The organism is Streptomyces jumonjinensis, from assembly GCF_009600885.1.
Classification (GTDB): Bacteria; Actinomycetota; Actinomycetes; order Streptomycetales; family Streptomycetaceae; genus Streptomyces; species Streptomyces jumonjinensis.
This window is the reverse complement of record NZ_VCLA01000145.1, coordinates 142684-163865: the sequence shown is the minus strand read 5'-3', so window position 1 is coordinate 163865 and position 21182 is coordinate 142684. Positions and strand designations below refer to the sequence as shown.

The following is a 21182-nucleotide window of genomic DNA, read 5'->3' as shown; positions in this document are numbered from 1 at the left end:
CGGGCCCTTTCCAGAACCCGGTCACCGTGGGCGGCTCCTCGGGCAGACCGACACAGTACGCGACACCGGCCCGATCGTGGCGGCCGGGACTCAGCCGCGCCGCGTGTCCACCAGCCTGGGGCCGATCCTCAGCGGCAGCTCCTCCGCCCGGTGGAGACGGCCGCCCCCGTCCAGCTCACCGCGCCAGATGCGGCAGTTCAGCGCGGGGTAGGCCGGGTTGATCCCGACCTCGCCCTTGGGCATGGTGCCGTTGAAGGGCGCGGCGATGCCCATATGGTTCCAGTAGCGCCATGCCTGGAGCGCCTTCTGCTGGTCGAAGAGGGCGAAGACCTCTCGATGACGGTGGAGAGCGCGCAGCTCCAGACGGAGCAGATGCCCGAACAGCGGGCCGAGCTGGACAGTTGAGCTGTCGAACTCCCAGCGGGTTCCGCGCCAGTCGGCGGACGCCTGCCCGGGGGCGAACAGCCGGGCGGCGACAAGGTAGCTGACGCGTTCGCTCAGATACGCCCCGGCGTGGTCGGCGTCGATGGTCCGGTCCACCTGGCTCAGAAGCTCCCCGAGCCTGCGCAGACCGGCACGGAAGCGCGTCAGATCGAACCAGCTCGTCATGCCGGGGAAGGCGACGGAGAGCACCTCCGCACAGAGCCGGTTGTTGAACTCGCCGATCTCGGCGAGCTCTCTCGTCCGCCGCGACCGGGAGTGGAGCATCAGATACTCGGAGAGCGCCTCGAAGAAGAGATAGCCGACGATGGGGAGCCTCGGAATGGTCGCGTCGAGCAGCCGCAGAAACTCGTCGCCCGCTCCCCGGACGCCCTGGTGGGCGATGGCCGTCGCCAGGGCGAGGAAGTCCGCGGAGCTCCGCACCCGGCCGACCACGGTCTCCCGGAGCCGGCGTCTGTCATCGCCGCTCAGCAGATACTCCAGCTGACGGTAGGTCTCCAGATGGATGGAGCCGAGGCGCAGATAGTCCACTCCGGCCAGTCCCCGGTACGCCCGGGGCGGCATCGCGATCTCCACGATCAGCAGCCCGGGGGCGGAGTCCGGCCCGCCGTTCACGGCCGGGGGCCCCGACGCCCGCTGGGCGACGATGCACGAGGCCAGATTGTGGATGCGGAAGGCGTCGCCGACGGGGGTGAGGGGGGTGCAGTAGACGCTTCCCACCAGACAGCCGCCGGAGGGGTACAGCACCCCTTGCCTGCTGATCTCCTTCAGCGCGGTGGTGACATGGAGCAGATGGAGCCGTCCGCCGCGCAGAGCGTCGAACATCGCGTTCTCGCGGAGCAGCGCACCGTTGGGCGTCTCGTCGGCGAGCCGGGTCCGCCAGGCGGCGGTCCGCTCGGCGAGGAGGTCCACGGGTTCCCGGCGGGCCGGGGATCCGGGCGTGGGGGCGCGTCCCGATACGGATCGGGGGCGGGGTGCGGGGCCGGGCATCGCGGCCCGGGGACCCGACAGAGGGCCCGACACGGGACCGGACATCACGGCCCGGGGGCCGGACAGAGGACCCGACATCGCGGCCAGAGGTCCGGATACAGGACCCGGAAGCCGGCCGGAGGAGAAGACGGAGTGCGCGTCCGCCCATAAGGCATAGGGGTCGACGGAGGTCATGGCAGGATCACCCCTTTCTCCACGAGCGCGCCCAGTACCGCCTCCGCGCTGCCGGCGCCCGCCACATGGGCGGCTTCCGAGTGGAGTACGAGATCGAAGGCGATGCCCCGGAACCGGCGGAAGGCGGGGACACGCACATGGCGCATATCGGGCCACCAGCCGAGCTTCGGCAGCCGGTAGCGGTCCAGCGCGTCGGCGGCCTTGAGCAGATCGCAGATGGCGCGGGCCGACGCGTACTCCGCCAGATCGGCGGGGCCGAAGCCGTCGTAGGGCACTTCATGCAGCCGGATGGCCGCGGCGGCCCGGGTGATCCGGGGGCCGGTCGGCTCGATTCCGAAGTGGTGCCACACCGCGGGCGCGTGCTCCGTCGCCCACAGAGCCGAGCGGGCGCCATGACCGGGATCGCCCCTGTCGTCGAGACGCCGGCAGTCGTGGAGGGCCGCCGCCACCACGGCGACGGCCGTGTCCTCCTCGCCCCACTCCAGGAAGCGGGCGAGCAGCGCCGTCAGCGCGGCGGTCCGCATGCTGTGGCGGACGCCGTGCAGCGAGTCGTAGAGCCGGTGGTCCGCCAGCCAGTCGACGGGCAGGGCGGAGCGGCGGATCAGCAGGCTCAGCTCCGGGGGCAGCGTGGTCGGCGAGATGTTCGCCGGCTCCGGCCGGTTGATCTCGATCCAGGTGACGGTGGCGGCGTCCATGAACTGATGGGCGGGCAGCCGCCGCTGCTTCGCGAGCTCGACCAGCGGCATGGAGGCGGATCCCTCGGTCATCGCCCCTCACTCCCCTCGGCGGTCCGTCCGGCGCGCTTCCCGTGTCCCCGCCCGGCGGCCGGAGCCACGGCGGTGAACTCCGGTGACGCCGGAGCGTGGGCCGTGCCGTGGGTCCGGCCGGCGGCTGCCTCCGCACCCGTACGGTCGGCCCCGGCGTACGGAGCGGTGAACAGCGACTGGTCACGGCGGCTGCTCCCGCCGTACCGCGACAGGCGGTCGGGCAGAGCGGCGCGGGTCTCCCGTTCGCCGTGGGCCCGCGTCTTGATCTGGGTGAACAAGGGTCTACTCCTCCGTTGGACATGCCGAATCCGGGCTCTGCCGTGCCGATTGCCCTCACCGGCGCCGGGGCGCCCTCGGCTCCGAGCGAGCACGAGCAAGCGCAAGCGAGGACGAGCAAGCGCAAGCGAGCACGAGCGAGGACGAGCGAGCACAAGCGACAGAGCCGACACCGACCTCTAGCGAGGATCGGCGGTTGATGGAATAATCTCAGCATGACATGTGAACCGAGTCAACCATTAAATTTTAAGATGCACGCGTTAACAAGATCCGCTCAGGGCGACGGACCGGGAGGGCCAGGCGTGGGAGTGAACGATGACCAGTGATGCCGTGGTGACAGCCGCCGAGATCGCCCGTATCGCCGGGGTCGGGCCGGCGGCGGTGAGCAACTGGCGCAGGAGATATCCGGAGTTCCCCGCCCCGGTGGGCGGCACGGCCACCAGCCCGCACTTCTCCCTGACCCGGGTCGTCGACTGGCTCCGTGACAGCGGACGGCCGGTCAGCCTCTCACCGGCCGATGTGGCCTGGCGTCATCTGGACGCGGTACGCGATCCCGCCCGCCCCGGAGCCGTACTGGCCGCCGCCGGCGCGTTTCTGGCCGGGGAGCGTCCGGCCCCCACCGCAGGGGGCGAACTCCCCGAACTCCCTGAACTCCCCGGTCTGCCGGTGGAGATCATCCGGCTGATCGACGGACTGGGGAGCGAGCTCGGCGCCGCCGGCGCCTTCGAAGCCCTGCTCAGCCGATGGGCCGAGGCCCACGCCCGGCAGGTGGAGACGACCCCCGCGCCGGTCGCCGCCCTGATGGCAGAGGTGCTGACCCCGGCGGACGGACAGCTGACCGGACCCGTACTCGACCCGGCCTGCGGCACCGGCAGTCTGCTGCTGGCGACGGCAGCCGCTGGAGCCGAAGCCCTCCTCGGCCAGGAGACCGACCCGGACCTGGCCGAGATCACCAGGCTCCGGCTCGCCTTGCACGGGTGCGCCGGAGTCTCGGTGACGGCCGGCGACTCCCTGCTCGCCGACGCCTTCACCGGGAAGCGCGCCCATGCCGTCGTCTGCAACCCGCCGTTCGGCCAGCGCCACTGGGGCCGCGGCGAACTCGGCTACGACAGCCGCTGGACCTTCGGTCTGCCCCCGAACGGCGAACCGGAGCTCGCCTGGCTCCAGCACGCGCTGGCCCATCTCGCCGACAGCGGATACGCGGCGCTGCTGATGCCCGCCGCAGCCGCCGCCCGCCCCTCCGGACGGCGCGTCCGCGCGGAGCTGATCCGGCGCGGCTCGCTGCGCGCGGTCGTGGCCCTGCCCGCCGGCTCGACCTCCACCCATGCCATGGGAACCCATCTGTGGATCGCCCGGCCGCCCGCCGCCTCCGACGCCGATCCCCCGGTGCTTTTCATCGACGCCGAGCACGCGCTCGCCGAAGCGCCGGACCAGGATCAATGCCCCGGGAAGAGCTGGCAGTTCGTCCGTGACACCGTCCTGCCGCCCTGGCGGGCCTTCCAGCGCGGCGAGGAGGCGCCGAGGGGGCCGTACTGCCATGTGTCGCCCGCGACGGACCTCCTCGACGACGCCGTGGACCTCACCCCGGCCCGGCACATCCCCGCCGAGACCGCGGCGGGCGTCGACCGGGCGCAGCTGGCGGCGGACCGGACCCGGTGGCAGCAGGCCCTGGAGGCGCTGGCGGTGGGGCCGCCCGCCGTGGAGTGGGCGCCGGCCGAGCGGCGGCCGGCCGCGCTGGTGTCGCTGGAGGACCTGGCCCGTACCGGCGCCGTACGCATATGGCGCGGGTCCGCGCGGCGGGAGACCGGGTCCAGCGGGCCGCTCTCCCCGGAGGCGCACTCCCGCAGGCCGCCCGCCGAGCGATCCCGGGGAGGGGAGCGGGAGCCGATCCGCGAGGGCGACGTCCTGGTGCCCGGCGGGGCTTCCGGGGGCCCGCGGCCCGCCGGCCGCGCGGAGGCCGGCACCGTACCCGGTCCGGGCGTGACCGTCCTGCGGCCGGATCCCGCGGTCCTGGACAGCTGGTTCCTCAGCGGCGCGCTGTCGGACGGCGCCGCCGGCCGAAGGCTCGGCGGCGGGTCCGGAGCCGCCGGGCGCTCGGGCCGCGTCGATGTCGCGCGCCTCTTCGTACCGGTGCTCGACCTGGCCGAACAGCGGCGGATCGGCAAGGCGTTCCAGGACATCGCCGCTTTCGGTGAGGCGCTGGAGAACGCCGTGGACCGGGGCCGCGAGGCCGCGCGGCGGCTCGCGGACGCGCTCGCCGCGGGGCAGGTGCGCCCTCTCGGCTGACGGTCGCCCCGCCCCTCGGGGGCATGACGCGGCGTCCGCTGTTCCATCGCTCCAACACCTGGCCTCAGCTGCCAATATGATGATCCGACATTCAGCGAGGAGGCATAGGTGAACCCTTTGCGAGCGGCCACGGTCGCCGTGGGAGTGGCTACCGCATTAGTCGCGGCGCCGACAGCGATGGCGGCGGAGACCAAGCCCGTCAAGTACGCCACGGCCGTCACCCCGTCCGAGACGAACGCGGCCGGTGGCCGCGAGCCGTGCACCGGGGAGTACCGGGGTGACGCCCGGCTCGGTCCGAAGTATCTGCCCAAGAGATGGCAGGCGCCGGTCGGACCGCTGCTGAAGGGCTATCAGCGCACCGGCGGGCTGGGCCCGAAGACCTTCCTGAAGAAGTACTGGGAGGGGCCGGCGGACTCCGGCGGCTGGAAGTACCCGCCGCACGACGGCTTCACCGAGGTCAACGGCGAGATCGACCGCCGGGCCACCGAACTGAAGCCGGGACAGAAGCTGGACCGGTTCGGCTCGGAGTTCGGCTCCTACCTGGCCCCGGCCGGAGCCTCCTACGCCAAGCGCGCGCTCCCGCCACAGAATCTCAACACCCGTGAGCCCTCCTTCGCCTGCGACTATCACGTCTACCAGGTCGCCAAGCCGTTCACGGTCTGGCAGGGCTCCATCGCGCCGTGGTTCGGGCAGCCCGGCGGCGGCCAGCAGATCAAACTCGACCCGGCCCTGGTGAACCCCGGCGACGGGCAGCGGCTCAATGTGAAGTGGCTGCTGGACCACGGGTACCTCCAGCGCGGCACCCTGCGGTGACCGCCGGGCGGGCCGCCCGCCATGGGCCGCCCGCCCACCCCACAGGCATCGGCGTACGCACCGGAGAGCAGGGACACCGTGGACCGGACCGAACTCCACCGCGCCCTGCGGCAAGCCGCCGTGCCTCCGGGGCACTACTGGATCGAGTCCGTCCACGAACCGTCCCCGACGCCCGTCGACTTCCTCTGGCTGCGCGGCGGACCCGATGGATCATGGGAGACGGGCGTCTACGAACGCGGCGCGTCTCATCTCATCGCCCGCCATTCCAGTGAGGCAGCCGCCTGCGCACATCTGCGGGAGCTGCTCGCCTGAGAACCTCGTACGGACTGCGGCGCGCTTCCCGGAGTCCGTACGAGGACGCGGAGCGACCGGGCGTACGGCGACACAGGACACCCGAGCCGTACGGCGACACACGGCACCCGGTCCATGCGGCGACACAGGGTGCCTGGTCCGTACGGCGACACAGGCACCCGGGCCGTGCGACCGCGCGGACCCACCCTGGCCGTACGGCCGCGTCTCCCTGGCCCCCGCCGCCCGGAATCGCCCGGCCCGGGTGAGGCACTCAGCACGCGCCTGACAGTCACCGGCGGCCCCTGCATCCCGCGATACGCCAACGTAATGGCCGGATTTCACCGCTGCGGATGACAGCCGTCGAAGCCTTCCGACCGGCCCGGCCCATCGCCCGCGTACGGGGGACGGGGCCTCACCCGGCCGGACCCCGGCCGAACCGGCGGGGCGGCGCGCGAGACCCTCACATCCCTTCACCGCCCTGAGTCCACCCGCCCCGGCGGCATCGGAACGGGGCGCCCCGCAGCCGGCCGGTTCACCGCCGGATCGCCGGGCGGATGGGATGCCGACGGCAGAAACAGCAACAGCGTTGCCCGTACACGGAATCCGAATCTTCGGCGCGAAATCGATCTAGAGTCTACGCGCTGTAATGGTTAGGTTTCTTTCCGAATCCGCCGTCGCCCGGCAGCGGATCGATGAGTAGCGCTCAGCATGCTGATGGGATGTCTGTGATCGATATCGTCGTGGTGCTCAGGGCCGAGGACGCGGTTCTCGACTTTCTCTCCGTACTCACCGATCCACAGGGCGACGAAGTCCATGTCCTGTGCTGCGACGCTTCGGAGCGGCTGGTGCTGACGGCGAACGGCGATCCCGCCCGGCGACTGGAGGAACTGGCCGCCCGGGTCCGGCCGGTGGACCCCGCGGCCACCTCGCCCGGCCCTGCGGCGCTGGCCGCCCTGATCGGCGATGCGGCGGCCGGACGGCCCGCGCAGGTCTGGACCCACTCCCCCGCCGACAACCGCCGCAGCAGGGGGCGGCTCGGCCTCGACGTCGCGGAGGCCGGGCACGGACTGCCCGTGCGGCACGCCGTCGGCTACTCCCCCTACCTCCAGTTCATCAGCGATCTGCACCGCCCGCTCGACCGTGCCCAGGTGGGCGCCAAGCTCGACTTCGTCAACCGGCACTGCGGCCCGCTCCTGCGCACCGAATCGCCGGAGTATCTGCTCGACACCCAGCGCGTCCCCGCTCAGGAGCGCTACTTCACCGCCGGGGCCGAGGAGCGGCGCAGGCTGTTCGCGCTGCTGGCGAGCCTCGACGAGGAGGCCGCCTCGGTGGAGGACCCCTGGGAGTTCGCCGACTCGCCGTACGAGCGGGAGCGGCTCGACGCCACCACCGCATGGGTCGCCGACTGGCTCAGGGCCGAGGACGGCCCCCTGATCGAGGTGGGCGCGTGCGAAGGCGCGCTCACCACCCGGCTCACCGACAAGGGGTTCGCCGTCGAGCCCGTCGAGCCCAACCCGCTCTTCCGCGGCCGGCTCGCCGAGCGCGTCGGCCCCGGGGTCCGCGTCCACCCCGGCGGCCTGGAGGAGCTGGCGGCCGAGCGGCTGCTGCCCGGCGCCGCGTATCTCCTGATCGAGATGCTCTACTACGGCCAGGATCTCGATCTGCTCGACAGCCTGCCGACCGACCTCGTGTTCGTCGCCATGGAGCCGAGGTCGATCACCGACCGGCTGCGCCCCTGGCTGGAGGGTTCCACGAAGTGGGAGCAGGCCGGTGAGACCCCTCTGGTGCTCCCCGCCCTGGAGTCCGTGTGCGGTGGCCGCGCCTATCTCAGCAAGCGCGGCAGCACCGGCGTACTGCTGCGCCGCACAGCGAACTGACGGGCCGGGAGGTGCGGCGGCCCGCGCCGCCGACGCCCGGGGCTTCCGAGCCACCCCGATGGGCCACCCCGACGAGATTGTCACCCTGAGTAATCAGGTCTCTTTCCCGATTGGCCGGATCTCTCTCCACTCCCCGGCGCTCCCCAACACTCCCCTGCCCTGCCCCGCTCCGCCGGCGGCGCCGTCACCCTCAGCCCCGGGCACACCCGGACACCGGGCGGGCGACGGCACCGCCCGCACCGCACCACACCGGGCTCCGCGTCACCGCCGGCCCGGACCGGTGGCGTACCACCGCGCGCTCCCTCGCTCCATACGACATCCGAGGACCCCATGCCGCACTCCGCACCCACGCCCTGGCGCACCGTCATCCTGTCCCCGCACTTCGACGATGCCGTGCTCTCCCTCGCGGGCCTGCTGCCCGGACTGCCCGCACCGGTCGCGATCGTCACCGTCCACGGCGGCGCTCCCCCGGCCGGGACGCCGATCTCCTGGTGGGACAGCGTCTGCGGCTTCTCCTCCGCGGCCGAGGCCCAGCAGAGCCGCCGCGCCGAGGACGCCGAAGCCTGCGCACGTCTCGGCGTCGAGCAGGTGGTCCTCGACCACCCCGACAACCCTTACGCCGAAGACGGCGCGCTCACCGGCCTGGACGCCTTTCTGCGGACCCTCGCACCCGGCACCCGGGTGCTGGCGCCGCTCGGCAGCAGTCAGTCCGACCATCTGACGGTACGGCGGCACGCCATGCGCCTGCTCGCCGAGCTCGGGGAACCGCTGCCCTGGGTGTACGCGGACCTCCCGTACACCGGCCATCTCCCGGAGTGGCACACCGACACGGCGTGCGCGGCGCTCGCCGAGAACCCGGTGGTGGGGCCCGCCTATCAGGGGCTGCTCCGCGACTACCGCGCCGGGATACAGCAGCGGCTGACGCTGACGGACGAGCAGTGGACCGCCAAGCGCATGGCCGTTCAGTGCTACGGCTCTCAGCTCGCCGCGCTCGCCGTCGGCCACGGCCGCTTTCTCGCCCGGACCGGGCCGCTGAGCACCGAGCTGATCTGGTCCCTGGTGCCCCGCACCCGCGTGGACGCGCCGTGCTGACCTCCGCAGAGCAGTCCGGCCAGGCCCCGGCGGCCCCCGTCGACCCCCGTCCCGTCGTGCTCTCGGCCCGCGGTCTGGTGAAGGAGTACCGCCGGGGCCGGGCCGTGGACGGCGTCGATCTCACCGTCCGCGCGGGCGAACGGCTCGGGCTGCTCGGGCCGAACGGCGCGGGCAAGACCACCACCCTGCTGATGTGTCTGGGCGCGGTCGAACCCGACGGCGGCCGTATCGACATCCTCGGCCATCCGCTCCCCGCCGCCCGCGCCCGGGCGATGCAGGCGGTCGGCTTCGTCGCCGGCTATCTGCCGCTGCCGGACCGGATCCGGGTCCGGGAGTATCTGCGGCTCTACGCCGACCTCTACGGGCTGCGCGATTCCTCGGACGCCGTGGAAGCGGCCCTGGTCCGGTTCGGCATCGGGCATCTGGCCTCGGCCATCGGCACCGAGCTCTCCAGCGGCCAGCGCACCCTGGTCGGCATCGCCAAAGCGGCCCTGCACCGGCCCCGGCTGATGATCCTGGACGAACCCACCGCCTCGCTCGACCCCGACATCGCGCTGCGGGTGCGTACCGGGCTGCTCTCCCTCTCCGCGGAGCAGGGCACCGCCCTGCTGGTCACCAGCCACGACATGGTGGAGGTGGAGCGGCTCTGCGAGCGGGTGATGTTTCTGCACGGGGGCCGGGTAGCCGCCGACGGCACGCCCGCCGATGTGGCGCGGCGCTTCGGACGGGCCGATCTGGAAGGCGTCTTCCTGCATCTGGCCGAAGAACGCGACCAGGGAAAGGCATCCGTCCGATGAGCCCCGAGAGCCCCCCGGTCGCGGAGATGTCCGCCGGGTATCCCGTCCACTCCCCCGTACGCGCCTCCGCCGGCCGGGTGCGGGCCGTCGCCCGCCGCCACTGGCTGGTGCTGAAGCGCAGCCCGCACCGGTTCTTCGATGTGATGGTCTGGCCGGTCGTCGACACCCTGCTGTACGGATCCATCGGCCTGTTCGCCGCCGAGGCCGCGGGCGGCTCACCCGGCACGGGCGCCACCCTCGCCGTCTATCTGCTCAGCGGCACGGTGCTGTGGCATCTGGTCCACCAGACGCAGATCTCCCTGGCCACCGGGTTCCTGGAGGAGACCTGGTCGCGCAATCTGCTGAGCCTGCTGGCCACCCCGCTGCGGGAGTGGGAGTACCTCGCGGGCGTCGGTCTCTTCGCTCTGGTCCGCACGGGAATGAGCACGCTCGCGGTGGCCGGGCTCGCCTTCACCGCGTACGCCTTCGATGTGACCGAACTCGGGCTGGGACTGATCCCGGTGGCGGCGCTGCTGCTGATCTGCGGCTGGGCGGTGGCACTGCTCGTCGTCGGTCTTGTGCTGCGGTTCGGCAGCGGGGCGGAGGCGCTGGCCTGGGGGGCGATGTCCGTGGTGATGCCGCTGTCCGGGGTGTTCTACCCGGTCTCCACCCTGCCGGCGGCCCTGCGCCCGATCGCCGAACTCCTCCCCACCACCCATGTGTTCGCCGCCGGGCGCGCGCTGAACAGCGGTGGTGGCATCCCCTGGCGGGAACTGGGCATCGCCGCCGGCGGGACGGCGATACTGCTGGTGGTCAGCATGTTCGCGCTGGGCAGGATGATGCGCACCTTCCGTAAGCGCGGACTGGTGACCCGGTACTCCTGATCCGGAACGGGGCCCGCGCCGCCGTGGTGTGATGGGCCGGATTCTTCTCTGAGCCCCCGGGGGGGTCCGCCCATTTCCTCGCCTGCTCCGCCCGTCTCCACCGCTTCCGCCTCCGCTTCCCCGCCCGTCTCCACCGCTTCCCCGCCCGTCTCCGCCACTTCTCCGCCCTCGCCGTCCGCCGCGGTTCCGCTCGTGATGCCGCTGCGGACCCGGGCCGCCGACCCCCGCGCGGTCAGGGATCTGCGGCGCTACTTCGGGGTCGGCCTCGCGCCGGGCGTCGCCGCCTCCCCTGTGACCGTCATGCCTTCCGCTCCCCCGGCTTCTCGAAGACCAGCTGACTCCAGTGCACATCGCCCCGGCCGAGACGGTCCTCACCGCCGCCCCGGTGCACCAGACGCAGCCCGCACTCGGCGGCGAGCGCGACCGTCTCCCCGGCCGATACATCGAACATCCGCCTGTCCCGGGGCGGTTGCCCGTGCCGCAACGTGACCACCAGACGGCCGCCCTCGGTGAGCAGCTCACTCAGCCGCGCCATGGCGACCGGGCGCTCGTCCTGATCCAGATGCATCCACACCGCGGAGAGCAGCAGCAGCTCGAAGGCCCCTTCCACTCCCCTCAGCTCCGGCAGCGCGTCCGCCAGCCAGACCACGTCTTCCGGATGGAGACGGGCCGCTATCTCCCGCATCTCCCGCACCGGCTCGACAGCCGTCACCCGGAACCCCATCCGCGCCAGCGCCGCGGCGTCCCGCCCGCTGCCCGCCCCGATGTCCGCTGCCCTGGCGGGCGGCGCCGGCAGACACCGCAGCACCTCCTCGTACAGCGCCTCGAAGCTCAACCCCTCGTACCGGTCGGCCAGCGCCTCCGCGTACTGCTCGTAGTACCACTGCACGCCGGACTGCGGCTGTGCCCCCAACGCGTTCATCTGTTCGGTGCCCATGCCGGAAACCCTACGGGCGTGCGGCCGGGATCAGGGCGCTGTACGGGCGAGAGCCCGCGGCCGTACCGGCGCCCTGGCGGGACGGCGAGGCCGGTACGAGGTCCGGGCCACTCACGGTCCGTACTTCCCCCGCATCGGGCATCGGGCATCGGGCTGGAAACCCCTAGGTGATCCCTGAGGTGCCAACACCATGGCTCCGGGCCTCCGCACCCGTCGATGATCAAGGCATGGAATCGAATCCGACCCGCGGCGCCGCCGTCCGCGGACTCCTTGCCGGCGCTCTCGCCCTCGGCGGTGTCACCGCCCTCGTCGCCCCGGCCTCGGCTGCCGAAAGCGCCCGCGCCGGACAGCGCGGCAGTGTGGTCTCGGTCGAGAAGAGGGCGACCATCGACGCGGCCGGCGTGATCGCGGCGCTGGGCGACACGGTGGACGCGGGCGCGGTCCGCTACGGCGTCACCCCGTATGTCGTCACGTACCGCACCACCGACCACACCGGCGTGCCCACCACCGCCAGCCAGCTCGTCGTCCTCCCCGAGAACGGCGACCGAACCCTGTCCACCGTCTCCTGGCTGCACGGCACCATCGTCTACAAGGGCGATGTGGCCACCGTGCGGACCGACACCAACGACTACCGCGCCGCTCTTCTCTTCGCCTCGACCGGGCGGGCCGTCTCCGCCCCCGACTACATCGGCCTCGGCAGGAACAGCCCGGGTGTTCACCCGTACGGCGATCCGCGCGCCACGGTCTCCGCATCCGTCGACGCGCTGCGCTCCGCCCGTTCCGTCGTCCACGGCGAGGGCCGGGAGCTGGAGCGGGAGGTGCAGATCAGCGGCTTCTCCCAGGGTGGTCCCGCGGCGATGACGGTGGGCCGGGCGCTCCAGCGAAAAGGGGCCGACCCGTACTTCCGGCTCGGCGCGCTCGCCCCGGTCGGCGGCCCGTTCGATCTCAGCGCGTTCGAGGCGGCCGCGGCCGACGACCGGATCGACAAGTCCGCCATCTATCTGGCGTACTTCGTCACCGCCTGGAACCGGATGTACGGCGGGCTGTACGACTCGCCCGGCGAGGCGTTCAAGTCGCCGTACGACGCCACGGTCGAGGGGCTGTTCGATGGGAACCACACGCCGAGGCAGATTCTGGAGGGGCTGCCCCAGGCTTCCCGGGACCTGTTCACCCCGGAGTTCCTGGAGAGGATCCGCCACCCCGAGGGGGTGCTGAAGGATCGGCTCCGCGCGCTGGACACCACCTGCGACTGGCAACCGCAGGCCCCGGTGCGGATCTTCCACGGCCGCGGGGACAAGGACGTCGCCTTCGCCCACGCCGAGCACTGCACGGCGCAGCTGAAGGCCAACGGCGCCAAGCCCAAACTGGTCGACGTCGGGCCGTACGACCACAACAGCTCGGTTCGGCAGGCCCTGCCGCGTATCGTCCGCTTCTTCGACAAGGCCGCGAGCTAGCGCTGTCGCAGGTCGATCCCGCCGTTCCCTCCGCCGCATCAGGACCGGGGCTGGAGGGATTCGACCGCACGGGAGAGGCTGGCCGCTCCATGGCCCTGCGCGACCTGGTCGTCGAAGAGGGCCTGGAGCGGGGAGAGCAGGGCCGTGCCGAGGCCCTGGGACTCGGTCGCGGACAGGATGTTGCGCAGGCCCACCGCGTTCATCCCCAGGCTGGAGGTGACCGTCGCGTAGTCACCCGAGTCGATCTCGCGGGCGAAACCGGGGAGGGCGTCGGCCGCCGCCTTCAGCCAGGGCACCAGGCGGTCCGTCACATCCGCCGCCCTGATCCGCTCCGACCGGCCCAGGGCCATCGCCTGGAAGAAGCCCGCGAACATCCCGTACATCCCGCTGAGAACGGCCATGTCGTACACCGGGGCCACGCCCGCGTCGGTCCCGACGAATCCACTCGCGCCCAGGAGGTCCAGCTGGTCCCGGTGGGTCTCGAACGCGTTCTGGTCCCCGCTGTACAGCACGAACGCCTCGGGCGTCCCGATGGTCTGCGGCACCGCGTACACCGCGCCGACCACATAGGCGGCACCCTGTTCCGCGGCCCACGCGGCCAGTTCACGGGCGGGCTGTGGGGTGCTGGACGTGAGGTTGACCAGGGTCCGGCCGGTCAGCGCCGCCGCGGTGGGGAGGAGGATGTCGTGTGCCGTCGCCTGGTCCAGCACGGCGACGATGACGAGTTCGCTGGCGGCGACGGCTTCGGCGGGCGTCGCCGCCGGCACCGCGCCCCGGGCGACCAGCCCGTCCGCCTTGGCGGGGGTACGGTTCCACACGGTCGTGGGGTGCCCCTGGGCCAGGAAGGCGTCCGCCAGCGCCAGGCCGAGGTTGCCGAGGCCGATCACGGTGACCGGCTGCTTGAACTCGGCGGACTGTTCGGTCTGTCCGGTCTGTCCGGTGGTGGTCATGTCGTTCCTCCGAGGTGTTCCGGTCCGTGGTGTTCCGGTCCGTGTCGTTGTCGTCGAAGCCATCGTGCGGGCGGGCGCTGCCGGTTCACTGCCGGTCCGCTGCCGGTCCGCTGCCGGTCCGCTGTCAGTGCGCTTCCCCTGGCGACCGGCGGGCGGGCGGGGAGGCCGGGACGGGTGGGAGCTAAGGTGACGGTCATGCGATTCGGGGTGCTCGGCCCGCTGACGGTGTGGACGGCGGACGGGGAGCCGGTGCCCGTACCGGGGGCGAAGGTCCGCATGCTGCTGGCCCGGCTGCTGATCGCCCCCGGGCGGCCGGTGTCCACGGACCGGCTGGTGGACGACGTATGGGGAGCGAACCCACCAGACCATCCGCACCATCCGCGCAACACGCTCCAGGGGCAGGTCTCACGGCTGCGCGCGGTGCTGGAACGGGCCCAGCCCGGTGGACGGGAACTCCTGGTGAACGGCCCGGCCGGGTACCAGCTGCGAGCCGAGCCCGACGCCGTGGACGCGGCCCGCTTCACCGCCCTCCTTCAGCGGAGCCGGTCCGCCGGCCCCAGGGAGCGGGCGGCGCTGCTGTCCGACGCGCTGGGACTGTGGCGCGGTGACGCCTTCGCCGGATTCGCCGAAGAGCCGTTCGCCCGGCCCGCCGCCGGGCGGCTGGAGGAGGACCGGCTCACCGCCCTTGAGGACCGGCTCGCCCTCCGTGCGGAGCTCGGCGAGCATGGCGAGATCATCGGTGAACTGGACGAGCTGGTGGCCGCGCATCCGCTGCGCGAGCGGCTCCGCGCCGTACAGCTGCGGGTGCTCTACCGGGCCGGCCGGCAGACCGACGCGCTCACCGGCTACGAGGACCTGCGGCGCAGGCTCGACGAGGACCTCGGTCTGGAGCCCGGCGGTGAGCTGGTCGCGCTGCACCAGGCGATCCTGCGTCAGGACCCGGCACTCGATCTGGTCCCGGACCCCGGGCCCGCGCCCGGGCGGGAAGCAGGCCGCGCCCCGGACCCGGCTTCGGGTCGGCCTCCGGCCGCCGGAGCCGGTCCGGCGCGGGGAGCGGACCCTCGGCCCGGGTCCGGCGGTACGCCGCGACCGGCCCCCGCCGGGGAAACCGGCCTCTTCGGCGGTACGCGTCTGCCCGCGCCCGTCGCGGGCATGATCGGCCGGGACGACGCGGTTCCGGCCGCCGTGCGGACGCTGGCGGAGTCCCGGCTGGTGACCCTGACGGGTCCCGGCGGGGTGGGCAAGACCCGGCTGGCCCTGGAGACCGCGCGGAGCGCAGCCGGCGGGTTCCCGGACGGGGTGTGGCTGGGCGAACTCGCGGCCCTCCCGCCGTCCGCTCCGGCAGCGGATCCCGTCTCCGGCCCGGCCCTCTCGGCCGGTACCGGAAGCGATACCGGAAGCGATACCGGAGCCGATGCCGTCGCCGAGGTCCTGATGAAGGTCCTGGACATCCGGGACATCGGCGGTCCGGGGCAGCCGGGCGGCGGCTCCGGCAGCTCCGGCGGACCCGTTCCGCCCCTCGCCCGGCTGGCCGGAGCGCTGCGCGGGCGGGAGCTGCTGCTCGTACTCGACAACTGCGAGCACATCGTGGAACCGGTCGCCGACCTGGTCTCCGCGCTGCTGCGCGAGGCACCGGGGCTGTCGGTGCTGGCGACCAGTCAGGAACCGCTGGGAGTCGACGGCGAACGGGTCGTTCCGGTGCCGCCGCTCGGACCGTCCGCCGCCGTCGATCTGTTCCTCGCCCGCGCCGTCACCCCGCCCGGCTTTCTGCTCGACCCGGAGAACGCCAGGGCCGTCGCCGCCCTGTGCGCCCGCCTCGACGGCATTCCGCTCGCCCTGGAGCTGGCGGCGGCCCGGGTCAGGACCCTCGGTGTGCACGGTCTGCTGGCCCGCCTCGACGACCGGTTCGCGCTGCTGGCCGGGGGGCTGCGGAGCCTGCCCGAGCGGCAGCGGACCCTGCGCGCGGTCATCGACTGGAGCTGGGGTCTGCTCACCCCCGCCGAGCGCACCGTCCTGCGGAGGCTCTCCGTCTTCGCCGGGAGCTGCACCCTGGAGGCGGTCGAGGCGGTGTGCGCCGGGGGCGGTGTGCGGGCCGGGGAGACACTGGATCTGACGGCCCGTCTGGTGGACCGGTCGCTCGTCGTCCTCGTGGACCGTGCCGACGGCCCCGCGTACCGGCTGCTGGAGTCCGTCAAGGAGTACGGCCGGGAGCGACTGCACGAGGCGGGCGAGACCGAGGCCGTACAGGAGCGGCACAGCCGGCACTACACCGGACTGGCGCTCAGGGCCGCGCCCATGCTGCGCGGACCGGAGCAACAGCACTGGCTGGAGCGGCTGGACCGGGCGGGCGCCGATCTCGACCGGGCGGTCGGCTTCGCCGTACGCACCGGCGCTGCCGACCGGGCGCTGCGGACGGTCAATGCGCTGACCTGGTACTGGGTGCTGCGGGGCCGCCCGTCGGACGCCCGCCGCGCCCTGGACACGGCGCTCGCCGCCGTACCAGGTACCCGATCGGGCCGGCGTCCCGGCACCGCTTCCGGTGCCGCTCCCGGTGCCGCTCCCGCCGTCGAGCGGGCCCGCGCCATGGCCTGGCGGTTGGGCGTCGCGCTGCTGGACGGCGCCGCCCCCGCCGACAGCGCCGAACGCATCCGGTCCGTCCTCGCCGTATACGAGGGAACGGACGGGGTCGACGATCCCCTGGGCCATGCCACCGCCCTGTGGTTCCTGGGCTCCGCGCAGATGGGGTCAGGGGCCGTCGACACCGGGGAGCGGCTGGTGAACCGGGCCCTGGAGGGCTTCCGGGCCCTGGGCGACGACTGGGGGACGGCGGCGGCCCTGAGCGTGCGGGCCCGCCATGCCATGGCGCGCGGCGACCTCGACGCGGTCCGGCGGGACGGGGAGAGCAGCGCCCGTCTGTTCCGGGCGATCGGTGATCGGTGGGGGCAGTTGCAGACGGTCTTCCCGCTGGCCGCGCTCAGCGAGATCTCCGGCGACTACGCGCGGGCCACCCGGCTCCAGCAGGACGGGCTGGCGATCGCCGAACAGCTCGGGCTGTGGACGGAGGCCGCCAAACGCCTCTCCGGACTCGGCCGGCTGGCGCTGCTCGCGGGCGACCACGCGCGGGCCGCCGACTGCCACCGCCGGGCGTGGCGGCTCGCCCGGGAGCAGCACTTCAGGGACGGCGAGGCAGACGCCCGGCTGGGGCTCGGTCTCGGGGCCCGCCGCGAGGGCGACTTCGAACTGGCCGAGAACCATCTGCGAGAGGTGCTGGCGTGGTTCCGGGAGGTGGACTACGGCCCCGGTGTCGCCCTGGCCCTGGCCGAGCTGGGCTTCACCGCCGAGCAGCGCGGTGACGCGGTCGCCGCGCACACCCTTCACCGGGAGGGTTTCGCGGTGGCTGGTGAACTCGGTGACGCCCGGGCGGTGGCGCTCGCGCTTGAGGGGTTGGCGGGGGCCCGTGCCGCCGCCGGGGACCATGAGCGATCCGCGCTGCTGCTCGGCACGGCCGCCGCCGCCCGGGAGTCGGTCGGCGCCCCGCTGCCCCGGGCCGAGCGCCGGGACGTGGACCGGATATCGGCCGCCGCCCGGACCGCCCTCGGCCCTGCCGCGTACACCGCCGCCTTCGACCGGGGCACGGCGTTCGCCGTCGAGGACGTACCCACCCTGCCGGACCCGGACCCGGACCCGGTACCGGCGCCCCGGCTCGTATGACCTGGCCCGATCCCGGCCTGTGCCGTCGTCCGCGCCGGGGCAGCGGCTGACCGGGGTGTGCGACCGGCTCGCCCGCCGCTCGTCGTGCGTGCTCACCGGTCACCGCGTACGGCCCCGGCACGGTCGCCCCGCACGGTGTCGACGAACGCGACCGGGTCCCGGGGCAGGTCGTCGCCGCGCCACGCCACATGGCCGTCCGGGCGGACCAAAACGTAGGAGCGTTCGTAGAGCTTGGCGATCTCCCCGCCCCCTCCGTTCCGCACGGTCAGCGGCACGCCCCGCTCAGCGAACGCGCGCTCGACTCCGGCGAGCCCGGCGAGCCCGGCGAAGCGCAGCAGGACGAACCCGTGTCCGAACAGGTCGAGCGTGGAGGTGGTGGCGTCCCACCAGGCGTGCGCGGCGCGGTAGCCCGGCTCGCTGCCGGGGCGCCAGTCGGCGTCCGGCTTGCCGCGGCGTATCGGTACGCCGGGGTCTTCGATGACGGCCGGGGAGCGGTAGCGCAGTCCGAAGTGGATCTCCGGGGCGTCGAACTCCCGCTGGACGCCGCTGCTCTCCAGCCGCTCCGCCATCTCCGTACGGGCCCGTTCGCCCTCGGGCCCGTCCAGGCGGATCTCAGGCGGCACCCGCCGGCGCAGGGTGCGTCGCAGGTTGAGGTCGGCCTCCTCCAGGCTCTGCACGGCGATCGGCCTGCGCTCGGTCTCGTAGGTGTCGAGCAGCCCGCGCCCCGCCCAGCCGTTCAGCGTGGCGGCGAGTTTCCAGCCCAGGTCGGCGGCGTCGCCTATGCCGGTGTTGAGCCCGAAGCCGCCGGACGGCGACAGGGTGTGCGCGGCGTCCCCGGTGAGGAAGACGCGCCCGGCCCGGTACCGGTCGGCGACGCGCTGGGTGAGACGCCACTCGCCGTCGCCCAGCAGCTCCACCGGGGTGTCGACGGCAAGGGCGTCGCTGATCAGCGACAGCGCGTCGACACGGTGAGCGGCGTCGTCCGCGCCGACGACCAGGTTGTACAGGTCGCTGCCGTTCAGCGAGCGCAGGGGGAAGCGCAGTGTGGACGACCGCATGAGGAAGTAGACGAGGGCCGCGCGGTCGCCGAGCCGCTCCTTGAGCTCCGGGGCGCGGAAGAGGATGTTGCGGAAGACCCGCGTACGGCGGCGCGCGGGCGCGCTGATGCCGCAGGCCCGGCGGATGGGGGAGGCGGCGCCGTCGCAGGCGACCAGGAACCGCGCCCGGACGGCGCCGGTCGCACCGGTGGCGTGGTCGGTGAGGGCGGCGTCCACGTGGTCGTCGGACTGGAGTACGCGGTCGACGGCGGTACGGAGTCGCAGCGGACCCTCCGGATGGACGCCCACGGCCCGCGTCAGCACCGGGTTCAACCAGTGCGCCGGGCAGATCTGGTCAGGCTCGGGGGTGTGCGCGAAGGCCGGGCGGCTCCCCGCTGTGCCACGGCGGTACCGGTAGACCTCGTGGCCGCCGACCTGGGTGACCCAGGCGATGTCCAGGGGGTGGTCGGCCGGCCATCCGGCACCGCGGACGGTGTCCGCGACGCCCCAGCGGCGGAACAGCTCCATCGAGCGCGGACCGATCGTGCTCACCTTGGGATGCCGGACCTCTCCGTCACCGGCGTCCACGACCACGCAGTCGATCCCGCGGTACGTCAGGTCCAGCGCCAGCGCCATCCCGACCGGGCCGCCGCCCACGATCAGCACATCGGTCCACTCACCGGAACGCGTCATGGAGTCCTTGCCTTTCCTCGTGGGTCCACTCTGGTCGTTCATGGGGCCGGGAGGCCCGGGGGCCTCCGGCTCACGGGCGTTCCGCGATGACCAGCAGGCAGCCGAACGCATCGACGCCTGCCAGGTCGGACGGATGGAAGGCGTCCTCGGAGAAGGGGAAGTTGCTCTCGTCGAGGGCCGCGGGGCGGTCCTCGACGGCCGCCGATTTCGCCAGCTCCTGGCCGGTGCGCAGCGCGGTCTGCTCCGTGATGTCGAGGATGCCGCGCAGCCGCAGGCCGGAACGGTGGAGCAGCGCGACGTAGTCGTCGATGTCCGCCATGGTCGCCATGAGGCCGCGGCAGAACTTGTCGATGCCCGGGTGCCGTGCCTCCTTGCGCGGGGCGCGTTCGAACACGTCGGTCAGGACGATCCGGCCGCCGGGGACGAGCACCCGGCACGCCTCGGTGAGCACCTGCTGCCGGTCCGGCATGTGGCACATCGACTCCAGGGCCATCACGGCGTCGAACGACTCGTCCGCGAAGGGAAGCTTCATCGCGTCGCCATGCTGGAACACGGCCCGGTCGGCGACTTCGGCCTCGGCCGCCAGCCGGTCGGCGGTCCTGATCTGCTCCTTGCTGACGCTGATGCCGGTGACCCGCGCACCGGTGTGCGCCACGACCCGCAGAGCGGGACCGCCCACTCCGCAGCCCAGGTCGAGGACATGGGACGAACCGTCCGCCCCCAGCCGGTCGATGAACACATCGGTGAGCCGGTCCATCGCCTCCTCGATCGAGGCGTCGGAATCGGGGGTGTCCCAGTAGCCGATGTGTACGTTGGGGTTGAAGGCGCCGTCGTTCATCGCGTTCAGCGTCAGCCGGTCGTACAGCTCGCCGACGGCTGCCGGTACGGGCAGGGGCTGGGGCTGGGGCTGGGCGGCGTGGGTCATGGCAGCGGCCTTTCGGGTCGACGGGTGCGGGAGGGCGGTACGGGGCTGGTGAACGCGTGGCGTTCGGCGTACGCGATCACCACGGCGTACGTGGCGTACGCGATCACCACGGCGTACGTGGCGTACGCGATCACCGCGGCGTACCCGGCGTACGCGCACCGTTCCTCTCGATCTCCTGGCACCGGGCGTACTCCGGCAGCAGCCCCTGTCTCCGCGCCTCGGCGAGCGTGATCGCCGTACGGTCCCGCTCGGAGAGGACCGGTTCGGCGTCCCCGGTGACGGGCAGCCCGAGGGCCGGATCGAGGACGGACAGGGCGAGTTCGTTCTGCGGTGTGTAGCTCTCGGAGAGCAGGTACGACATGACGGTGTCGTCCTCCAGCGCCACGAACGCGTGCCCCACTCCCACGGGGAGATAGGTCGCCCGGTGATCCCGCTGGTCCATCAGCACCGAGTCCCACCGGCCGAACGTGGGCGAGCCGACCCTGATGTCGACCACGATGTCCAGGGCCTTTCCGCGTGCGCAGTAGACGTACTTCGCGGTACCGGGCGGCGTCGCGGTGAAGTGGACTCCCCGGACCACGCCGCGCCGGGACATGCTGTGGTTGGTCTGCGCGACATGGAAGAGCGGGCCGCCGTGGGCCTCGGTGAACGCCTCCTCCTGGAACGGCGAGATGAACAGGCCCCGTTCGTCGGGGAAGACCCGGGGAGTGAACTCAAGCGCTCCCTCGACCACTAGTTCGCGTGCTTTCATGTCTGCCTCCCATGGCTCGGGCGGAATGGGACGGTCAGCGGGGCGTCACAGCGTGGT

General features: G+C 72.9%; 18 protein-coding genes. 9 read left to right on the top strand and 9 right to left on the bottom strand.

What is annotated here, in order from left to right; translation table 11 throughout:
- Window positions 1-90: 90 nt before the first annotated feature.
- The 3 genes from FF041_RS18175 to FF041_RS18165 all read right to left on the bottom strand — a co-directional run bounded on the left by FF041_RS18175 (window position 91) and on the right by FF041_RS18165 (window position 2650).
- Window positions 91-1353, bottom strand: coding sequence for a hypothetical protein (locus FF041_RS18175; protein WP_153523777.1), 1263 nt, complete (start codon window positions 1351-1353; stop codon window positions 91-93).
- A 248-nt stretch (window positions 1354-1601) separates the two neighbouring features.
- Window positions 1602-2372 carry an HD domain-containing protein gene (locus FF041_RS18170; protein WP_228388316.1) on the bottom strand — a complete coding sequence of 257 codons (771 nt, stop codon included), beginning with the start codon at window positions 2370-2372 and terminating at the stop codon, window positions 1602-1604.
- Entirely contained in the window at window positions 2369-2650 is a 282-nt protein-coding gene (locus FF041_RS18165; protein WP_153523776.1) for a hypothetical protein, read from the bottom strand. Before FF041_RS18165 ends, FF041_RS18170 begins: the two co-directional genes overlap by 4 nt.
- Window positions 2651-2963: 313 nt before the next feature.
- Between FF041_RS18165 and FF041_RS18160 the strand changes: the two genes are divergently transcribed.
- The 7 genes from FF041_RS18160 (at window position 2964) to FF041_RS18130 (ending at window position 10667) form a co-directional block, all read left to right on the top strand.
- A complete protein-coding gene (locus FF041_RS18160; protein WP_153523775.1) occupies window positions 2964-4934 on the top strand; it encodes an HsdM family class I SAM-dependent methyltransferase in 1971 nt (656 codons plus the stop codon).
- Between the two features lie 108 nt (window positions 4935-5042).
- Window positions 5043-5747, top strand: a complete 705-nt coding sequence (locus FF041_RS18155) for a TNT domain-containing protein (protein ID WP_323392037.1) — start codon at window positions 5043-5045, stop codon at window positions 5745-5747.
- Between the two features lie 21 nt (window positions 5748-5768).
- Entirely contained in the window at window positions 5769-6059 is a 291-nt protein-coding gene (locus tag FF041_RS18150; RefSeq protein ID WP_153523774.1) for a hypothetical protein, read from the top strand.
- Window positions 6060-6763: 704 nt separating this feature from the next.
- Window positions 6764-7915, top strand: a complete 1152-nt coding sequence (locus tag FF041_RS18145) for a hypothetical protein (protein ID WP_323392071.1) — start codon at window positions 6764-6766, stop codon at window positions 7913-7915.
- A 330-nt stretch (window positions 7916-8245) separates the two neighbouring features.
- Complete coding sequence (locus FF041_RS18140) at window positions 8246-9007, top strand: PIG-L deacetylase family protein (RefSeq protein WP_153523772.1); 762 nt, start codon at window positions 8246-8248, stop codon at window positions 9005-9007.
- The gene (locus tag FF041_RS18135; protein ID WP_194292075.1) at window positions 9001-9804 is read left to right on the top strand and encodes an ABC transporter ATP-binding protein; all 804 of its coding nucleotides are present in this window, start codon (window positions 9001-9003) and stop codon (window positions 9802-9804) included. The genes FF041_RS18140 and FF041_RS18135 overlap by 7 nt, the downstream gene beginning before the upstream one ends.
- Window positions 9801-10667 (top strand): ABC transporter permease, encoded by an 867-nt coding sequence (locus FF041_RS18130; protein WP_153523770.1) that lies wholly within the window; start codon window positions 9801-9803, stop codon window positions 10665-10667. The genes FF041_RS18135 and FF041_RS18130 overlap by 4 nt, the downstream gene beginning before the upstream one ends.
- Before the next feature lie 298 nt (window positions 10668-10965).
- On the opposite strand, the gene FF041_RS18125 is transcribed toward FF041_RS18130, so the two are convergent.
- Window positions 10966-11604: a class I SAM-dependent methyltransferase gene (locus tag FF041_RS18125; protein ID WP_228388315.1), complete on the bottom strand. Its 639-nt coding sequence runs from the start codon at window positions 11602-11604 to the stop codon at window positions 10966-10968.
- Window positions 11605-11831: 227 nt separating this feature from the next.
- Here FF041_RS18125 and FF041_RS18120 point away from each other — a divergent pair, with 227 nt between their 5' ends.
- Window positions 11832-13058, top strand: a complete 1227-nt coding sequence (locus FF041_RS18120; RefSeq protein ID WP_153523769.1) for a hypothetical protein — start codon at window positions 11832-11834, stop codon at window positions 13056-13058.
- A gap of 38 nt (window positions 13059-13096) precedes the next feature.
- On the opposite strand, the gene FF041_RS18115 is transcribed toward FF041_RS18120, so the two are convergent.
- Window positions 13097-14008: an NAD(P)-dependent oxidoreductase gene (locus FF041_RS18115; RefSeq protein WP_153523768.1), complete on the bottom strand. Its 912-nt coding sequence runs from the start codon at window positions 14006-14008 to the stop codon at window positions 13097-13099.
- A gap of 195 nt (window positions 14009-14203) precedes the next feature.
- Here FF041_RS18115 and FF041_RS18110 point away from each other — a divergent pair, with 195 nt between their 5' ends.
- Window positions 14204-17719: an AfsR/SARP family transcriptional regulator gene (locus FF041_RS18110; RefSeq protein WP_153523843.1), complete on the top strand. Its 3516-nt coding sequence runs from the start codon at window positions 14204-14206 to the stop codon at window positions 17717-17719.
- Window positions 17720-17811: 92 nt separating this feature from the next.
- On the opposite strand, the gene FF041_RS18105 is transcribed toward FF041_RS18110, so the two are convergent.
- From FF041_RS18105 to FF041_RS18090, 4 genes are all read right to left on the bottom strand, one after another.
- Entirely contained in the window at window positions 17812-19449 is a 1638-nt protein-coding gene (locus FF041_RS18105; protein ID WP_153523767.1) for an FAD-dependent monooxygenase, read from the bottom strand.
- A gap of 70 nt (window positions 19450-19519) precedes the next feature.
- The gene (locus tag FF041_RS18100) at window positions 19520-20374 is read right to left on the bottom strand and encodes an SAM-dependent methyltransferase (RefSeq protein WP_153523766.1); all 855 of its coding nucleotides are present in this window, start codon (window positions 20372-20374) and stop codon (window positions 19520-19522) included.
- Window positions 20371-20508, bottom strand: coding sequence for a hypothetical protein (locus FF041_RS18095; RefSeq protein ID WP_153523765.1), 138 nt, complete (start codon window positions 20506-20508; stop codon window positions 20371-20373). Before FF041_RS18095 ends, FF041_RS18100 begins: the two co-directional genes overlap by 4 nt.
- Complete coding sequence (locus FF041_RS18090; RefSeq protein ID WP_153523764.1) at window positions 20505-21125, bottom strand: dTDP-4-dehydrorhamnose 3,5-epimerase family protein; 621 nt, start codon at window positions 21123-21125, stop codon at window positions 20505-20507. The genes FF041_RS18095 and FF041_RS18090 overlap by 4 nt, the downstream gene beginning before the upstream one ends.
- Between the last annotated feature and the right edge of the window lie 57 nt (window positions 21126-21182).